We start from the raw sequence: 16,682 nt of genomic DNA, 5'->3' as shown, positions 1-16,682 counted from the left end.
TCTTTTTACATGTCAGTAATAGGAGAAACTGAACACTAAAAGACTCATCACTGTTCACTGTTCTTTTCTCGTATTCTCTTGTAAAATTTAAAGCCCAACATAATTGTAATTGAAAATAGAAAAATGCCAGCGACTCCGTAAATCCAATTGACGGCATTTTTTAGAATCACTAAAAAAACAACTGCAAAAAGAATGATGGTGGCGCCTTCATTCCATAAACGCATAAAGTTAGTTGTGTATTTAACTTGGTTGTTTTGCAATTGCTTGAATATTTGGTGGCATTTGCCATGGTATAAATACAACACAAATACAAAGCCAAGTTTTACATGCATCCATGGCATTTGCAACCAAGACTTTCCTAAGGGAGTGAAAAATAGCATCCAAAACGCAAAAATACTAGCCAGAACCGCCGAAGGCCAGGTGATAATATACCACAATCGGTAGGTCATTATTTTGTATTGTGCTTGCAAAATTTCTTTTTCAGGAGATGGTTTGTCATTTGCTTCAATTTGGTAAACAAACAACCGAACAATATAAAACAAACCTGCAAACCAGGTAATTACAAATATGAGGTGTAGGGATTTGAGGTAGTTATAATATTCCATCAGTAGTTTTAATCAATTTTGTATTCATTTCTTTCTTTAGAAAATAGCCGGTTAGTATTGTTGACAACACATCGGCAATAGGGAAGGCAACCCACACTCCAAAAATACCGAAAAAATTCGGTAGTATCAGTACTAACGGAATTAAGAAAAATCCTTGTTTACTCAGCGTCAGCATTAATGCTTTTTTAGCTTTTCCCGCGGCTTGAAAATAGGCTGCGCCAATTAACTGGATGGCTATAATAGGAGAAGCGGCAAATACCCATCGTAAGGCATTCGGTGTTTCGGCAATAACCTTTGGGTCGGTGGTAAAAATGGTTACTATTGGCGTGGCATAATAGAGAATAACAACAAATATCAACGATGCTAATAGTGCAGCATATTTGATGGATATTTGAATGCTTTCTTTAACTCTTTCATAATTTTGGGCTCCATAATTATAACCGGCAATCGGGATAAATCCTTGTGTAATTCCAAGAATAGGGAACAGGGCAAACATCAACATTCTACTTATTATTCCGTAAACGGCAATCGAATGTTCGCCGCCATACGAGTATAAAGTATGGTTGAGAATAATGGCCAAAACACCTATTACTCCTTGTCTTGAAAAAGTAACAAAACTTAGTTCTGTAATTTCTTTTATGATGGGTAAGTGTAACGTAAAATGTCGTGCTTTTAGTTTTAATTCGCTTTTATAAACAAAGAACCAAAGAACAAAAAGGAAGCACATAAAATAGGAAATGGATGTTGCTAACGCTGCTCCAAACATGCCTAATCCCATCACTTTTATAAAAATAATATCTAAAATGATATTGACAAAAGCAGGAATAATCATGGCGACCATAGCAAATTTAGCTTTGCCTTCGGCTCTGATTATGTTGTTTCCCATCATGCAAAGGGCAAGGAAAGGCACAGAAACAATAATTGGGGAAAAGAATTCAGCTGCCGGAGCTATGATTGCTCCTTTGGCACCAAAAAGCAGTAGCATTTCAGAACTGAAAAAGATACCAAGTATTACAAAAAGTGACGCCAAAATAAAGGTCATCATAATTTGATTGGCAAAAGTAGTTTTCGCTTTTTCGCGGTCTTTCGCACCCAAAGCTCTAGAAAGAACAGAACCACCACCTACGCCAATAGCCATGCCTAATGATGAAATCAGGAAAGTTATAGGCAAGACCACTGTTACGGCCGCAATAGCAAGCGAACCAATCCACTGTCCGACAAATATGGTATCAATAAGGATATTGACGGACATGAACAAAATCCCAATAGAAGCAGGCAAAGCCTGCTTCATCAAGAGTTTTTTTATGTCTTCGGTTCCTAGTTCTTCGGCTGAAATTGCCATTTATGCATTTGTTTTTTCAACAGCTACCCATTCCGTGATCCAATTGCTTACGGTATTGCACCAGGCATCGCTATCGTTCAAGCAAGGAATTGCCAAGAATTCTTCGCCTCCATGTGCTTTGAATTCGTGATTGGCTTCCATCGCGATTTCTTCTAATGTTTCTAAACAATCAGAGACAAAAGCTGGGGTTACCACCGCTAATTTTTTGATTCCTTTTTCAGGCATTTTATTCACTTCGACATCCGTGTAAGGCGTAAGCCATTTGTCACCCGCTAAACGCGATTGAAACGTTTGGCTGTATTTTCCTTCTGGAATACCTAATAATTTCACGACCTGTTTTGTGGTTTCATAACATTGGTGACGGTAACAAAATTCATGTGCCGGTGAAGGCGTATTGCAACAAGAGCCGTCAATTTTACAATGTGATTTAGTAATATCCGTTTTGCGAATGTGACGCTCCGGAATTCCATGGTAAGAAAACAATAGATGATCGTAGTCATACCCTTTCAAGTGTCCTTTTATAGAATCGGCAAGGTTTTGTAAATAATCTGGTTTGTTGTAAAAAGCAGGTACTATCGTAAAATTCATTTCCGGGAAATACTTTTTACGGTGTTCTTCGGCTAGTTCTAATATTGTAGTCGTAGACGCCATCGCATGTTGCGGATACAAAGGAAAAAGCAGCACCTCATTCACCCCTTGATCATGTAATTCTTGCAAGCCTGACAAAAGAGAAGGGTTTCCATAACGCATGGCAAGGGAAACGGGAACATTCACTAATTGCTTTACTTTAGCGTGCATTCTTTTTGATATCACGACAAGCGGAGAGCCTTCGTCCCACCATATTTTAGCATAGGCTGCCGCCGATTTTTTAGGTCGTGTTTGCAAAATGATTCCGCGAACTAATAACGCTCTTAATAAAAACGGAACATCAATTACGTATTTGTCCATTAAAAACTCATCCAAATATGGTTTTACATCTTTTGCAGTTGGACTTTCAGGAGAACCTAAGTTGACTAATAATACACCTTTCATAAATTATTTCTTTTTATTATTATCATTGCTTCAGCTGTATAGGTAAAACCCTTTAGTACGAAGAATGTGTAATCTTGTGGCAAAAGTAATTAAAGTTGGTTTGCTGTAAATTACGATTAACTATTTTTTATTTATTGTTTAATATATAAAACCGATGACGAATTACGTATTCGGATTAATGGACATTAAGTATTTCTTTGGCGTTGTGGCAAATTTCTTTTTGAAGGCAGCGATGAAATGACTTCCGGTGCTGTATCCTATTTTTAGTCCTACCTCATTTACATTATAAGAGCCACTGTCGAGTAACTTTCGAGCAAAATCCATTTTGTAATCAAACAGAAACCCATAAACAGTATCGCCATAAATTTGTTTGAAACCCATTTTCAGTTTCTTTAAATTCAAACCTATTTCATCGGCTAGTTCTTGTAAACCTGGTGGTTCAGCCATATTAGCAATAATAATTTCTTTGGCTTTTCTAATCTTCATTACATTGTCTTCATCTATTAAAAACGGACATTGTTCTGCATTGGGATCTTCGGTTCTATTGAAATACAAACTCAACAATTCGTAGCCTTTTCCTTTGTAATACAAGTTTTTTATCGAAGGATGCAGGCTATAATGAAATAACTGAGACAGTACAATTGCCATCGACGGACTTATATTTCCTTCGTTATAATATTTCTTGTCTTTATTATCTCCGCTCAAAAAAGTAATGTAATCAGCTTCTGTCGAAAATAAGGCATGAAATTTCTTGATCGAAATAATTACCGAAATCACCCATGAATTTGGCGCTAGTTCGAGATTCAGCGGTAACTCCTTTTGTGGATTGTATAAAAGCAATGATTTTTCTTCTTTCAGTTCCAAGGCATAATTCCCTTGATTGAATATAAATTTAGCGCTTCCTTTTAATCCAAAATGAAATTGAATCAAGCCGCTGCTGACTTCGCGTTGGGCATTAAAGGATTCTGTGCTGTCATTCTGAAAACGAATTAAGGTAAAATCATCTTCTATTTTTATAATTTCTTGAGAACTCATAGCGATATTTTTTAATTTAAAACACGACGATTACAAACCTCTTTAGTTTAGAACGACTCTAAATAAGAAACGTCTAATTACTTGATTTCAGTACAAAAATAGCTATTTTTGCATTAAAACAGGCGATTAGAAACAAAAAAACATATAGCGATACAAAAAGTACTTCTAGCGTTACTTTTATAAAGTCTTTAGTGATAATTTTGTCTCACTTTTTGGAAAAGTAATTATATGGAAAATAACAACCTATCAAAGCATCAGTATTTTTACTCCGTTGGATTAAGCTATAAAAAAGCAGATGCTGAGATTAGAGGAAAATTTAGCTTAGATGCTTTAGCTAAAACACGTTTACTGGAGCAAGCAAAAGAGGAAGGAATTGAGAGCTTAATCGTAACTTCTACTTGTAATCGAACAGAGATATACGGATTTGCAGAACACCCTTTTCAATTAATAAAATTGATTTGTGAGAATAGTCAAGGTAGTGTTGAAGCATTTCAAAAAGTTGGTTTTGTATATAAAAATCAAGAAGCCATAAACCATATGTTTCGTGTAGGAACAGGTTTAGACAGCCAGATTCTTGGAGATTTTGAAATTATTTCCCAAATAAAAACTAGTTTTAGCCAGTCGAAATCCTTAGGTCTTGCCAGTAATTTCATGGAAAGATTAGTGAATGCGGTTATTCAAGCGAGTAAAAAAATAAAAACAGATACAGAAATTAGTTCCGGAGCCACTTCGGTATCTTTTGCTTCCGTTCAATATATAATGAAGAACGTAGAAGACATTGGAAACAAAAACATTCTATTGTTTGGCACAGGGAAAATTGGTCGTAATACTTGTGAAAATTTGGTAAAACACACCAAAAACGAACACATTACTCTAATCAACAGAACGAAAGATAAAGCGGAAAAATTAGCGGGTAAACTAAACTTAATCGTAAAAGATTATTCAGAGTTACATCTGGAATTACAAAAAGCAGATGTTGTTGTGGTTGCTACTGGTGCCCAAAACCCTACTGTAGATAAAGCAATTTTGAATCTAAAAAAGCCTTTGTTGATTTTAGATTTATCCATACCTAAAAATGTAAATGAAGATGTTCAGGAATTAGATGGCGTTACATTAATTCATATGGATTATTTGTCTCAACTAACTGATGAAACTTTAGAAAACAGAAAAAAACACATTCCTGCCGCTGAAGCTATTATCGAAGAAATAAAAGAAGAGTTCAATGTTTGGACAAAAGGCCGAAAATTTGCGCCTACCATTCATGCTTTGAAAGAAAAATTGAATGCTATCAAAACTTCCGAATTAAATTTCCAGAGTAAAAAAATAGCTGATTTCAATGAAGAACAAGCAGAGATTATCAGCGCAAGAATTATTCAAAAAATCACTACCCAATTTGCAAATCATTTAAAAGATGATGATACCATGGTAGATGAAAGTATCGAATGGATTGAAAAAGTTTTTAAAATAGGTCTTGCAGCGAAATAAATTTATATAAAACGTAATGAATCTTAATTTCTTAATGGTTTTTAATTTTAAAGAAACCTTTTTGAAATCAAAATATAAAAATGGCTGAAAAAACAATACGAATTGGTACCAGAGATAGTGAACTCGCACTTTGGCAAGCACACACAGTAGAAAAAAAGTTAAACGATTTAGGATATAAAACAGAAATTATAACGGTTAAATCTACTGGAGATATCATTCTGGACAAACCACTTTACGAATTAGGAATCACAGGAATTTTTACTAAAACACTTGATGTGGCTATGATAAATGGCGATGTGGATATAGCAGTGCATTCCATGAAAGATGTTCCTACGGCTTTGCCAAAAGGGATTGTTCAAGCAGCAGTTTTAGAAAGAGCGAATGCCTTAGATATTTTAGTACATAAAGGCAATCTTGATTTTCTTAACGAATCAGGTATAATTGCTACAGGAAGTTTGCGTCGTCAAGCGCAATGGCTGAATAAATATCCAACACATAAAGTAGTTGACCTTCGCGGAAATGTAAATTTGCGTATGAAAAAGTTGAACGAAGGAGACTGGAGCGGAGCTATTTTTGCAGCTGCTGGTTTAGAAAGAATCAACTTAAAGCCGGAGAACTTCATTAATTTAGACTGGATGATTCCTGCTCCCGCTCAAGGAGCTATGCTTGTTGTTGCCATGCAGGAAGATGCATTTACATTAGATGCTTTATCGCAGCTAAATGATATTGAAACCGAAATCGTAACCTATATAGAACGTCAGTTTCTAAAAACATTAGAAGGGGGTTGTACGGCACCTATTGGAGCTTTGGCACGTTATAACGAACAAGAAGATACTATTCATTTTCAGGGAGTTTTATTTTCGCTTGACGGAAAAGAAAAAATTGAAGTTGAAAAAATTGTTCCTATCGAAGAGTGGAAAAAATTAGGCTTCTTTTCTGCCCAAGAAGTTTTAAATAATGGCGGAACAAAATTGATGACGGAAATTAAAAATAATCTAAAGAAATAATGAGTCAAACAAGCATTTTATCAACCAAAACATTGTCTGCAGAACAAAGGCAAGTATTTATCGATGCTGATTTTGATCTTTTAGAACAAGATTTTATCGAAATTAAAAACAACCTTTTTCAATTAGATAAATTCAACGATAATTTGATTTTCAGTAGTCAAAATGCTGTTGTGAGTTTAATGGAACAAAGCGGTTGGGAAGTTCTTAAGACTAAAATGGTCTTTTGTGTAGGTATTAAAACCAAAGAATTATTAGAAGCTAATGGTTTTACGGTGAGTGTTTATATGGATTATGCCTCTGAATTAGCGGAGATCATTACATTAATTTATAGCAAAGAGAGTTATACTTTTTTAAGCGGAAATTTACGTAAGGAAACCTTGCCAGCAGCATTAAAAAGTGAAGGAATTACTTTTAATGAAATAGAAGTATATCAAACTACATTAGCGCCTTTCAAAATATCTGAACAAGAGAATTTTGACGGAATCATGTTCTTTAGTCCATCTGCAGTGGAGAGTTATTTGACAAACAACAAAATCAAAAAGGAAATCTGCTTTTGCGTAGGGAATACTACTGCAAAATCATTAGAATTAAACAAAGTTAAAAACATTGTAATTGCCGAAATCCCAACAATCGAAGACGTAATTATTGAAGTGATTCAATATTATAATCCGGAAGAAAGTATCGAGCCTACAGCTGAAAATTAAAAAATCCAATACCCTCGCTGCGGCGGGGAATAAAAAAGATAGAATTATGTTAAAGAATGACTTATTTTTAAGAGCGTTAAAAGGAGAAACAGTTCAACGTCCACCAGTTTGGATGATGCGTCAAGCCGGAAGGTATTTGCCAGAATTTATCGCTTTGCGTGATAAATATGATTTTTTCACCCGTTGTCAAACCCCTGAATTAGCTGCCGAAATCACAGTGCAACCTATCCGTAGAATTGCGCCAGATGCTGCGATTTTATTCTCGGATATCTTGGTGATTCCACAAGCAATGGGAATTGAAGTAGAGATGAAACCTAATTTTGGGCCATATTTACCACATCCTATTCGCACGATTCAGGATGTAGAAAAAGTAATCGTTCCAGATGTACATGAAACTTTAGGATACGTTTTTGAGGCTATTAAATTGACTAAAGAAATGTTGAATGATGAGGTTCCATTAATTGGTTTCGCAGGTTCGCCATGGACTATTATGTGTTATGCAGTAGAAGGACAAGGATCTAAAAGCTTTGATAAAGCGAAAGGATTTTGTTTCTCTCACCCAGAAGCAGCACATGTTTTATTGCAAAAAATTACTGACACGACTATTTTATACCTAAAAGAAAAAGTAAGATCTGGAGTAGATGCTGTTCAAATTTTTGATTCTTGGGGAGGAATGTTATCTCCTGTTGATTATCAAGAATTCTCTTGGAAATACATTAATCAGATCATTGAAGCTTTGGCAGATGACGCTCCGGTAATCGTTTTCGGAAAAGGATGTTGGTTCGCTCTTGGCGAAATGGGAAAAAGTCGTGCTTCTGCATTAGGAGTTGACTGGACTTGTTCGCCTAGAAATGCAAGATACCTTTCTGGTGGAAACATTACTTTACAAGGTAATTTTGATCCATCTAGATTGTTATCTCCTATTCCTGTCATCAAGAAAATGGTACATGAAATGATTGACGAATTCGGTAAGGACAAATACATCGTGAACTTAGGTCATGGTATTTTACCAAATATTCCTGTTGATCATGCGAAAGCATTTATCGATGCAGTGAAAGAATACAACCAATAATAGCAGATGCTGAATAAAGGATTAAGAGACGAAAAGAAAGTAAAGATTGACACTATGTTAAGTACTTTACTTTCTTTGGTTTTTGTTCCAAAATTTTGGAATATAGAAGACACAAGTCTTATTGATAATCAGTTGACTGATTTCGACTTAACAACTACTATTCTTAATCAAATTGAAGAAAAAGATTTGATTTCATTGTTAGATAAATACGAAATGGATTGGGCCCAAAAGGAGCAATTCGCTAATTTTTTAGTTCTTTATTCTGGTAATAAACAATTTGATTTTTCAGCAAAAGCGATTGCTGTTTATAATCACATTCAAGTGGATAGTAAAACTTTTTCATTTGATATTTTTAATAAAATTGCTACTATTCAATCAAAATCATAAGGTAAATGACACTCTCTGAAAATTTCACTATCGATCAATTAAAATCAACAGATGCGACCGAATTGCATCTTTTTTTGTTAGATAATACAGCGCGGCTTCACAGGTTTTTCCCGCTTACGCTGTCTAGTAATGAAACTATTGAGAAGTCAAGAGCCTATATTGAAGAAAAGAATGATGAAATTGAGCGAAAAGTCAATTTTACTTTTGCAATTAAAGAGTTGGATACGCAAAAAATTGCAGGTTTAATTATCATAAAAAAAATTGATTGGGTAGATAAAGTAGGCGAACTCGCTTATTGTATCGGAAGTAATTTTGAAGGGAAAGGCTTGGTTACTAAAGCAGTTAAAGCTATTTCGGGTTTTGCTTATGGTGAGCTACATTTGAAAGTTTTACAGATTATCGCTCATGAAACGAACGTAGGAAGTGTAAAAGTGGCTCAAAATTGCGGTTTTATATGGAAGCGAACGTTATTAAATGAATTTACTCCTACTGGAGAGTCTCCATTAGATATGGAATTATATGAACATACAAATGAAAAATAAATTCTACACATACATACAAAACCTTCAAGACCAAATCGTAGCAGGACTTGAAGCTGTTGATGGTCAAGCCAAATTTAAAGAAGATCTTTGGGATCGCCCAGAAGGTGGAGGAGGAAGAACTCGAGTAATCGAAAACGGAAAAGTTTTTGAAAAAGGCGGTGTCAATATCTCAGCTGTTCACGGTAAATTACCCGAAGCCATGCAAAAAATGTTCAATGTAGGAGAGGCTGATTTCTTTGCGTGTGGACTAAGTTTAGTCATTCATCCTAAAAGTCCAATGGTGCCTACGGTTCATGCCAATTGGCGGTATTTCGAAATGTACGATGATAACGGAAAGGTGATTCAACAATGGTTTGGTGGCGGACAAGATTTAACGCCTTATTATTTGTTTGATGAGGATGCAATTCATTTTCACCAAACTTGTAAAACGGCTTGCGACAAACACAATTCGGAGTTTTATCCAAAATATAAAAAACAATGTGACGCTTATTTCTGGAACGCACATCGTCATGAAGCACGCGGAATAGGCGGATTATTTTTCGATTATTGCAAAGCGACAGACGAGATGAGCATGGAAAACTGGTTTGACTTTGTCTCTGAAGTGGGGAATAGTTTCCTCGAAGCTTATGTGCCAATTGTTGAGAAGAGAAAAGAATTACCTTATACTCCGGAACATAAGACATGGCAAGAAATCCGTCGTGGTCGTTACGTAGAGTTTAATTTGGTTCATGATAAAGGGACTTTATTTGGACTAAAAACGAATGGAAGAATCGAAAGTATCCTGATGTCTTTGCCACCGCATGTGCAGTGGGTATATGATCATCATCCGGAAGCAGGAAGCGAAGAAGAAAAATTAGTCAAAGTATTAGAAGCACCTATAGATTGGGTTTAAGAATAAAGAATAGCAACTTTAAACCTTAAACTTTTAAACAATTTAAACAAAATCATATGTTCCCATTACACAGAGGTAGAAGATTAAGAACCAACGAATCAATTCGTTCGTTAGTACGAGAAACCACTTTAAGTCCGTCCGATTTTATGTTTCCCATGTTTATTGCAGAGGGAGAAAATGTAAAAGTGGAAATCCCTTCGATGCCGGGAATCTTCCGACGTTCGATTGATTTAACGGTAAAAGAAATCAAAGAACTTTACGCTTTAGGCATTCGTGCGGTAAATATCTATGTAAAAGTAAGTGAAAACTTAAAAGACAATACAGGAAAAGAAGCTTGGAATAAAGACGGATTGATGCAAGAAGCGATTCGTGCGATTAAAACGGTTTGTCCCGAAATGATTGTTATGCCAGATGTCGCCTTAGACCCGTATTCTATTTATGGTCACGATGGTATTATAGAAAATGGAGATGTAGCAAACGACCCTACAAATGAAGCCTTAGTAAAGATGGCCGTTTCACATGCAGCTGCTGGAGCCGATTTTGTTGCCCCATCTGATATGATGGATGGACGTGTTTTGCGATTGCGCCAAGGACTTGATGCTGCAGGATTTCATAATGTGGGTATCATGAGTTATTCGGCTAAATATGCTTCTGCTTTTTACGGGCCATTTCGGGATGCATTAGACAGCGCACCAGTTGACAATAACGAAATCCCAAAAGATAAAAAAACCTATCAAATGGATTATGCTAATCGTATTGAAGCGGTCAAAGAAGCCCTTTGGGATGTTGAAGAAGGTGCAGATATGGTAATGGTAAAACCAGGAATTGCTTATTTAGATATTGTACGTGAAGTAAAAAATGCGGTAAATGTTCCGGTAACGGTATTTCATGTTTCTGGTGAATATGCCATGATCAAGGCCGCTGCTGAAAGAGGATGGTTAGACCATGATAAAACCATGATGGAGCAATTAATGTGTATCAAACGTGCTGGGGCAAGTTTAATTTCTACTTATTTTGCTAAAGAAGCAGCAATACTTTTAAACAAATAAAACTGACAATTATCATTTGATAAAAATTTTAAGTTAATTAACTTTGAGTTCAAATACTTCAAATCATGAAAAAAATAGTAATTATTGCGATCGCATTAGTAGCATTCTCTTGTAAAGGAAAGGAAGAAGAATCTTTTGGTAAAGAAGAACCAGCGGCGTCTACAGAAGCCTCTTCTGAAGGAATGCCTGCTGTGGCTCAAACGCCAGAAAAATTAGGAGAAACCATTTTTAACGGAAAAGGAACTTGTGCAACCTGTCATAAGGTAGATACGAAATTGATTGGGCCTAGTGTACAAGAGATTGCAGCGGTTTATAAAGCCAAAGGGGGTAACATTGTGGCCTTCTTAAGAGACGATGCGAAACCGTTAGTTGACCCAACTCAATATGAAATAATGAAAGCAAATTTCGCAATTACAAAAGCATTGTCTACCGAAGAATTACAAGGATTAGAAGCTTATATTAATTCTAATTTAAAGTAAGGAGCTATTTCCTGCTGTACACTATATCTTTATGTTTTTAAAGAAAAAATATAAAGGATGCCGTTTCCATCAGGGCTAGAAAACTGCACATACAATAAAATTTATTTTAATCGACCTACAGGATTTTTTCTCGTAGGTCGTTTTGTTTTAAGCTAATAGTAAAGAATATTATTTATATTTATAAAATGGAAGCAGCGCAAATCAAAACACCACTAGGTATCGCGATAATTACTGGTGATGAAAGCGGAATTTCTTCTATATCCGTTTCTGACCAGGATACTATTTCGGCTATCATTCCGTCCGTTTTGCAAGAAGCGGTTGAACAACTCAACGAATATTTCGAAGGGAAAAGAAATGATTTTAGTTTCAAGATGAATCCAAAAGGGACTGAATTCCAACAGAAGGTATGGAAATCATTACTAGAGATTCCCTATGGAAAAACTAGGACGTATTTAGAACAGTCCAAAATTTTAGGAGACGTCAAAGCAATTCGGGCTGTGGCTTCCGCCAATGGGAAAAACCCGCTGTGGATTGTTGTGCCTTGCCACAGAGTGATTGGTTCAGATGGTTCGCTGACCGGTTATGCAGGAGGTTTGTGGCGTAAGAAATGGCTTTTGGAACACGAAAACCCAACAATGCAGCAAAGTTTGTTTTAGAGAATTAAATGTAAATTGCTTGATTTTCTTTATATTCGAACATCGTTAATATCAATTGATGTTTTCGATAGAAAACGAAATCTATACTAATTTATGTAAATCGGTGTGCCCATCAATATGATAGAAAAAATTAACCTTAATAACATTCTCTTTCTAGATATAGAAACAGTGCCAGAAGCCGAGAATTATAATGCTTTGGATTCCGAGATGAAAGACCTTTGGGAACATAAAACCCAATACCAGCGAAAAGATGAATATACTCCAGAAGATTTTTATGATCGAGCGGGAATCTGGGCTGAATTTGGAAAAATAGTATGTATTTCTGTGGGTTATTTTACCATCAAAGGCGATATCCGGAACTTTCGGGTCACTTCCTTTTTTGGAGAGGAAAAGACAATCCTGAAGGACTTCAATAATTTATTAAACAATCACTTCAACCAACCGCAACATATTTTGTGCGGCCATAATGCTAAGGAATTTGATATTCCGTTTATGGCAAGAAGAATGATTATCAACCAAATCGCACTGCCTGATAAACTCAATTTATTTGGTAAGAAACCATGGGAAATCCCCCATTTGGATACGCTGGAGTTATGGAAGTTTGGCGATTATAAGCATTATACTTCTTTAAAATTAATGTGCAAAGTACTTGGGGTACCTTCGCCAAAAGGTGATATCGACGGCAGTCAAGTAGGTCATGTTTTTTATGTAGATAAAGACATTGATCGGATTGTAACCTATTGTGAGAAAGATACTATTGCCGTTGCTCAGATTTTTCTCAGGCTTAGAAGGGAGGATTTATTGATTGATGATGAGATTATTCATGTTTAACACCCGGTGTTGATTATTTAAATAAATGGAAAGTAAGCGGTTATACTAATTGCTGTGATTATCATTGAATCACAGGAGAGTTTTAAAAAAAAAATGTGTTTCAAGCGGTTAAATTTTTACTTTTACACTTATGAATAAGCCTTTACTTTTCGTTCAGAATCTCGAAATCTCCTTTAAAAAAGAAGGGATTTATACTGCTGTTATCAAAAACATAAGTTATGATTTGCAAAAGAATGAAATTCTCGGAATTGTAGGGGAATCCGGTTCTGGTAAGTCAGTCTCTTCTTTAGCGATTATGGGTTTATTGCCTGCTACTATTTCAAGAATTTCAGCAGGAGAGATCATTTTTGACACTAAAAATGTAGGGCATCTAAGCGAAAGAGAATTGCAGCAACTCAGAGGAAACGAAATTGCCATGATTTTCCAAGAGCCGATGAGTTCGCTCAATCCATCACTGAAATGTGGTTTTCAGGTACAAGAAATTCTATTACAGCACACCGGATTATCCACAGCAGAGACTAAAATCGAGACACTTTCGTTATTCGAGAAGGTAAAATTACCTAATCCGGAAATATTATTCGATAAATACCCACATGAGATTTCAGGAGGACAAAAACAACGTGTGATGATTGCTATGGCGATTGCCTGTAAACCAAAGTTGTTGATTGCAGATGAACCTACAACCGCCTTAGACGTTACCGTTCAAAAGGAAATTATTCAGTTGTTAAAAGACATTCAACACGAAACTGGAATGAGTATTATTTTTATTTCCCATGATTTGTCTCTCGTTTCTGAGATTGCTCATCGGGTATTGGTGATGTATCAAGGAGAAATTGTAGAGCAAGGAGAAGTAAAGCAGATATTCAAAAATCCGCAACATAATTATACGAAAGCCTTAATTGCTTCGCGTCCTTCTTTAGATTTTCGATTGAAGAGATTACCTACCATTCAGGATTTCTTAGATGATACAATCAACGCTGAAGTGGTAACCCCGGAAGACAGAACTCGTTTTCACAATAAATTGTACAGTCAGACACCTATTTTGGAAGTTGTGAACGTGGAGAAAGAATATTTTTCTACAGCGGGTTTCTTTGGAAAGAAAACAGGATTTAAAGCGGTGAATAACGTGAGTTTTAAATTGTATGAGGGCGAAACATTAGGTTTAGTAGGGGAGAGTGGTTGTGGAAAATCGACACTGGGGAATGCCATCTTACAATTAGATAAAGCGACTTCAGGGCAAATATTATATAGAGGTCAGGATATTACTAAACTAGGAAACACAGAAATCAAAAAACTAAGAAAGGAAATTCAAATTATTTTTCAAGATCCTTACTCTTCATTGAATCCAAGAATTCCTATAGGTAAAGCGATTATGGAACCCATGAAAGTTCATGGATTGTACAAAGATGACAAAGAAAGAAAAACCAAAACGATTGAAATTCTGGAGAGAGTAGGTTTAGGAGCGGAGTATTTTAATCGGTATCCACATGAATTTTCCGGAGGGCAAAGACAACGCATTGGAATAGCGAGAACCATCGCGTTACAGCCCAAGTTAATCGTTTGTGACGAATCGGTTTCTGCATTGGATATATCGGTTCAGGCGCAGGTTTTAAATCTTTTAAATGAGTTAAAAGAGAATTTTGGGTTTACCTATATTTTTATTTCGCATGATTTGGCTGTGGTGAAGTACATGAGCGATCAGGTTTTGGTTATGAATAAAGGTAGAATAGAGGAAATCGCAGATGCTGATGCCTTGTATGCCAATCCTCAAAAAGAATATACAAAGATGCTGATTGAGGCTATACCCAAAGGGAATGATAGTTAGTCCTATTGTCTCAAATTGAGTGTAATTTGATCATAATATAAAAAGGAGTTCTATATTTGCACTATTGAAACTGTTTTAATAACAATAACGAGAAAAACACGTTTGTTTTATAAATACTCTATTTGTTGAAGGGAATCATAGTTCAGAAAGTAGTTCTTAATTTATGGCTTCTGTGAAAACCATTGCAATTTTTCAAACAAAATGAATAAAGACCAGAAGATATATTCAATTTTAGTTGTTGAAGACAGTTTAACTGACGCTGCGCGGATTAAAGAGTTGTTAGTGGAGCTAAATTTTGATTTTGAAATTAGATATGCAAAAAATTTCGAAGAAGCCGCTGAGGTTTTGTCTTCAGACGATAAATTCTTTGATGTTGTTCTATTAGACCAAACTTTACCAGGCATAAGTGCACATACTTTGGTTAATAAAATGATAGACAAGGTATTATTCTGTCCTATAATTTTGTTAACTTCAAATGAAGGTGTTGATTTCAGTATTAAATCAATTTCTCAGGGTATTTCAGATTATTTGATAAAGGAAGACCTAACCGCCGCTATGTTGTATAAGAGTATCATTTGTTCCATAGAACGTAAGAAAATATTTTTTTCTTACGATGACGCAAAAACGCGTTATAGCGATCTTTTTCACTTAAGTCCACTGCCGATGTGGGTTTACGATTTAGGGACATTTCATTTTTTAGATGTTAATGAAGCCGTTATAAAGAAATATGGTTATACCAAAGAGGAATTTTTAAAAATGACTATAAAAGAGATATGGCCGGAAGAAGATTATCCTATTTTTGACGAAGGAGTGAATTCTTTTAGTCAGTATAGAGATAACTTTAAAAAAAGATACCTCAGACATAAGAAAAAAAATGGAGCTATAATTAATGTTGAGGTCCAAAGCAATATCATTTACTTTAAAAATCAAAAGGTTAAATTAGTTATCGCAAATGATATAACAAAGCAAATGCAACATATTACCACTATTGAAGCCCAGAATAAAAGCCTCAAAGATATTGCCTGGACACATTCTCATGTTGTGCGAGCGCCATTGGCAAAAATGATGTCTATTATTGGATTTATGAAGGAGTCGGGTAGTATTCCATTAGAGTATGAAGAGCTTTTGACTCATTTTTTTAATTCAGGAACGGAACTCGATGCTATTATTAGGGATATTGTTAAAAAAACAGAAACAATAAATAAAGCAGAAGACAAATGAGTTACGATGTAGTTATTGTAGATGACGATGAAATAATTCTGTTTTTACACAGTAAAATAATTCAAGCTGTTGGGCTTACTGATTCGCCAAAAACCTTCAATTCTGCTACTAATTTTTTGGAATTTTTTGATGGTCTTTCTAAAGATAGGAAATCTATTTTATTGTTTTTAGATATCAACATGCCGGTAATGGACGGTTGGGGTTTATTGGACATTATTCATCAAGATAATTTTGATTATGATATTCAGGTAGTGATGGTGACCTCTTCAGTCGATAGTGCAGACAAAGAAAAAGCAGCTTCCTATTCTAAAATTATTGATTTTATCGAAAAACCGTTAAATAAAGAGAAACTGCAACAATTAAAATTGAGTCATTTATAAAGTGTGACAGACATTCTGCGGAAAGAGTAATTGAAAAAAGTGCTTTATAATTCGATCTCTCAAGGATGTACAATATAATTACCTTTTAAAAAATAACGGGATATTAGCAAAAAAAGCCTCACATCACTGTGAGGCTTT

Annotated in this window: 18 protein-coding genes; 14 read left to right on the top strand and 4 right to left on the bottom strand. The window is 35.3% G+C overall.

The window, feature by feature from the left end; all coding sequences use genetic code 11:
* Window positions 1–47: 47 nt before the first annotated feature.
* From BMW63_RS00620 to BMW63_RS00605, 4 genes are all read right to left on the bottom strand, one after another.
* Window positions 48–605: a CopD family protein gene (locus BMW63_RS00620; RefSeq protein WP_074720198.1), complete on the bottom strand. Its 558-nt coding sequence runs from the start codon at window positions 603–605 to the stop codon at window positions 48–50.
* Entirely contained in the window at window positions 592–1,947 is a 1,356-nt protein-coding gene (locus BMW63_RS00615; protein ID WP_074720197.1) for an MATE family efflux transporter, read from the bottom strand. The genes BMW63_RS00620 and BMW63_RS00615 overlap by 14 nt, the downstream gene beginning before the upstream one ends.
* The gene (hemH, locus tag BMW63_RS00610; RefSeq protein WP_074720195.1) at window positions 1,948–2,979 is read right to left on the bottom strand and encodes a ferrochelatase; all 1,032 of its coding nucleotides are present in this window, start codon (window positions 2,977–2,979) and stop codon (window positions 1,948–1,950) included.
* A gap of 162 nt (window positions 2,980–3,141) precedes the next feature.
* Window positions 3,142–4,014, bottom strand: coding sequence for a helix-turn-helix domain-containing protein (locus tag BMW63_RS00605; protein ID WP_074720193.1), 873 nt, complete (start codon window positions 4,012–4,014; stop codon window positions 3,142–3,144).
* A gap of 228 nt (window positions 4,015–4,242) precedes the next feature.
* On the opposite strand from BMW63_RS00605, the gene hemA reads away from it, so the two are divergent.
* The 14 genes from hemA to BMW63_RS00535 all read left to right on the top strand — a co-directional run bounded on the left by hemA (window position 4,243) and on the right by BMW63_RS00535 (window position 16,544).
* Window positions 4,243–5,499 (top strand): glutamyl-tRNA reductase, encoded by a 1,257-nt coding sequence (gene hemA, locus BMW63_RS00600; protein ID WP_074720191.1) that lies wholly within the window; start codon window positions 4,243–4,245, stop codon window positions 5,497–5,499.
* 80 nt (window positions 5,500–5,579) lie between these two features.
* Window positions 5,580–6,506, top strand: a complete 927-nt coding sequence (gene hemC / locus BMW63_RS00595) for a hydroxymethylbilane synthase (protein WP_074720189.1) — start codon at window positions 5,580–5,582, stop codon at window positions 6,504–6,506.
* The gene (locus tag BMW63_RS00590) at window positions 6,506–7,210 is read left to right on the top strand and encodes a uroporphyrinogen-III synthase (protein WP_074720187.1); all 705 of its coding nucleotides are present in this window, start codon (window positions 6,506–6,508) and stop codon (window positions 7,208–7,210) included. The genes hemC and BMW63_RS00590 overlap by 1 nt, the downstream gene beginning before the upstream one ends.
* A gap of 46 nt (window positions 7,211–7,256) precedes the next feature.
* Window positions 7,257–8,282, top strand: coding sequence for a uroporphyrinogen decarboxylase (gene hemE / locus BMW63_RS00585; RefSeq protein WP_074720185.1), 1,026 nt, complete (start codon window positions 7,257–7,259; stop codon window positions 8,280–8,282).
* A 6-nt stretch (window positions 8,283–8,288) separates the two neighbouring features.
* Entirely contained in the window at window positions 8,289–8,669 is a 381-nt protein-coding gene (locus tag BMW63_RS00580) for a hypothetical protein (RefSeq protein WP_074720183.1), read from the top strand.
* Between the two features lie 5 nt (window positions 8,670–8,674).
* The gene (locus BMW63_RS00575; RefSeq protein WP_074720181.1) at window positions 8,675–9,211 is read left to right on the top strand and encodes a GNAT family N-acetyltransferase; all 537 of its coding nucleotides are present in this window, start codon (window positions 8,675–8,677) and stop codon (window positions 9,209–9,211) included.
* Complete coding sequence (gene hemF, locus BMW63_RS00570; protein WP_074721105.1) at window positions 9,201–10,103, top strand: oxygen-dependent coproporphyrinogen oxidase; 903 nt, start codon at window positions 9,201–9,203, stop codon at window positions 10,101–10,103. Before BMW63_RS00575 ends, hemF begins: the two co-directional genes overlap by 11 nt.
* Window positions 10,104–10,159: 56 nt before the next feature.
* On the top strand, window positions 10,160–11,152 hold the full coding sequence (gene hemB / locus BMW63_RS00565; RefSeq protein WP_074720179.1) for a porphobilinogen synthase: 993 nt from the start codon (window positions 10,160–10,162) through the stop codon (window positions 11,150–11,152).
* 65 nt (window positions 11,153–11,217) lie between these two features.
* Window positions 11,218–11,631, top strand: a complete 414-nt coding sequence (locus BMW63_RS00560) for a c-type cytochrome (protein ID WP_074720177.1) — start codon at window positions 11,218–11,220, stop codon at window positions 11,629–11,631.
* A 185-nt stretch (window positions 11,632–11,816) separates the two neighbouring features.
* Entirely contained in the window at window positions 11,817–12,287 is a 471-nt protein-coding gene (locus BMW63_RS00555; RefSeq protein WP_074720175.1) for a methylated-DNA--[protein]-cysteine S-methyltransferase, read from the top strand.
* Window positions 12,288–12,404: 117 nt separating this feature from the next.
* Entirely contained in the window at window positions 12,405–13,118 is a 714-nt protein-coding gene (locus BMW63_RS00550; protein ID WP_074720173.1) for a 3'-5' exonuclease, read from the top strand.
* A gap of 130 nt (window positions 13,119–13,248) precedes the next feature.
* A complete protein-coding gene (locus BMW63_RS00545) occupies window positions 13,249–14,943 on the top strand; it encodes an ABC transporter ATP-binding protein (protein WP_074720171.1) in 1,695 nt (564 codons plus the stop codon).
* A gap of 201 nt (window positions 14,944–15,144) precedes the next feature.
* Window positions 15,145–16,164 carry a PAS domain S-box protein gene (locus BMW63_RS00540; RefSeq protein ID WP_074720169.1) on the top strand — a complete coding sequence of 340 codons (1,020 nt, stop codon included), beginning with the start codon at window positions 15,145–15,147 and terminating at the stop codon, window positions 16,162–16,164.
* Window positions 16,161–16,544: a response regulator gene (locus tag BMW63_RS00535; RefSeq protein WP_074720167.1), complete on the top strand. Its 384-nt coding sequence runs from the start codon at window positions 16,161–16,163 to the stop codon at window positions 16,542–16,544. Before BMW63_RS00540 ends, BMW63_RS00535 begins: the two co-directional genes overlap by 4 nt.
* Window positions 16,545–16,682 lie beyond the last annotated feature (138 nt).

This window comes from Flavobacterium frigoris (assembly GCF_900111075.1).
In the GTDB taxonomy this organism is placed as follows: Bacteria; Bacteroidota; Bacteroidia; order Flavobacteriales; family Flavobacteriaceae; genus Flavobacterium; species Flavobacterium frigoris.
Note: the sequence above shows the minus strand (reverse complement) of the source record. Positions and strands in the feature narration are given on the sequence as shown.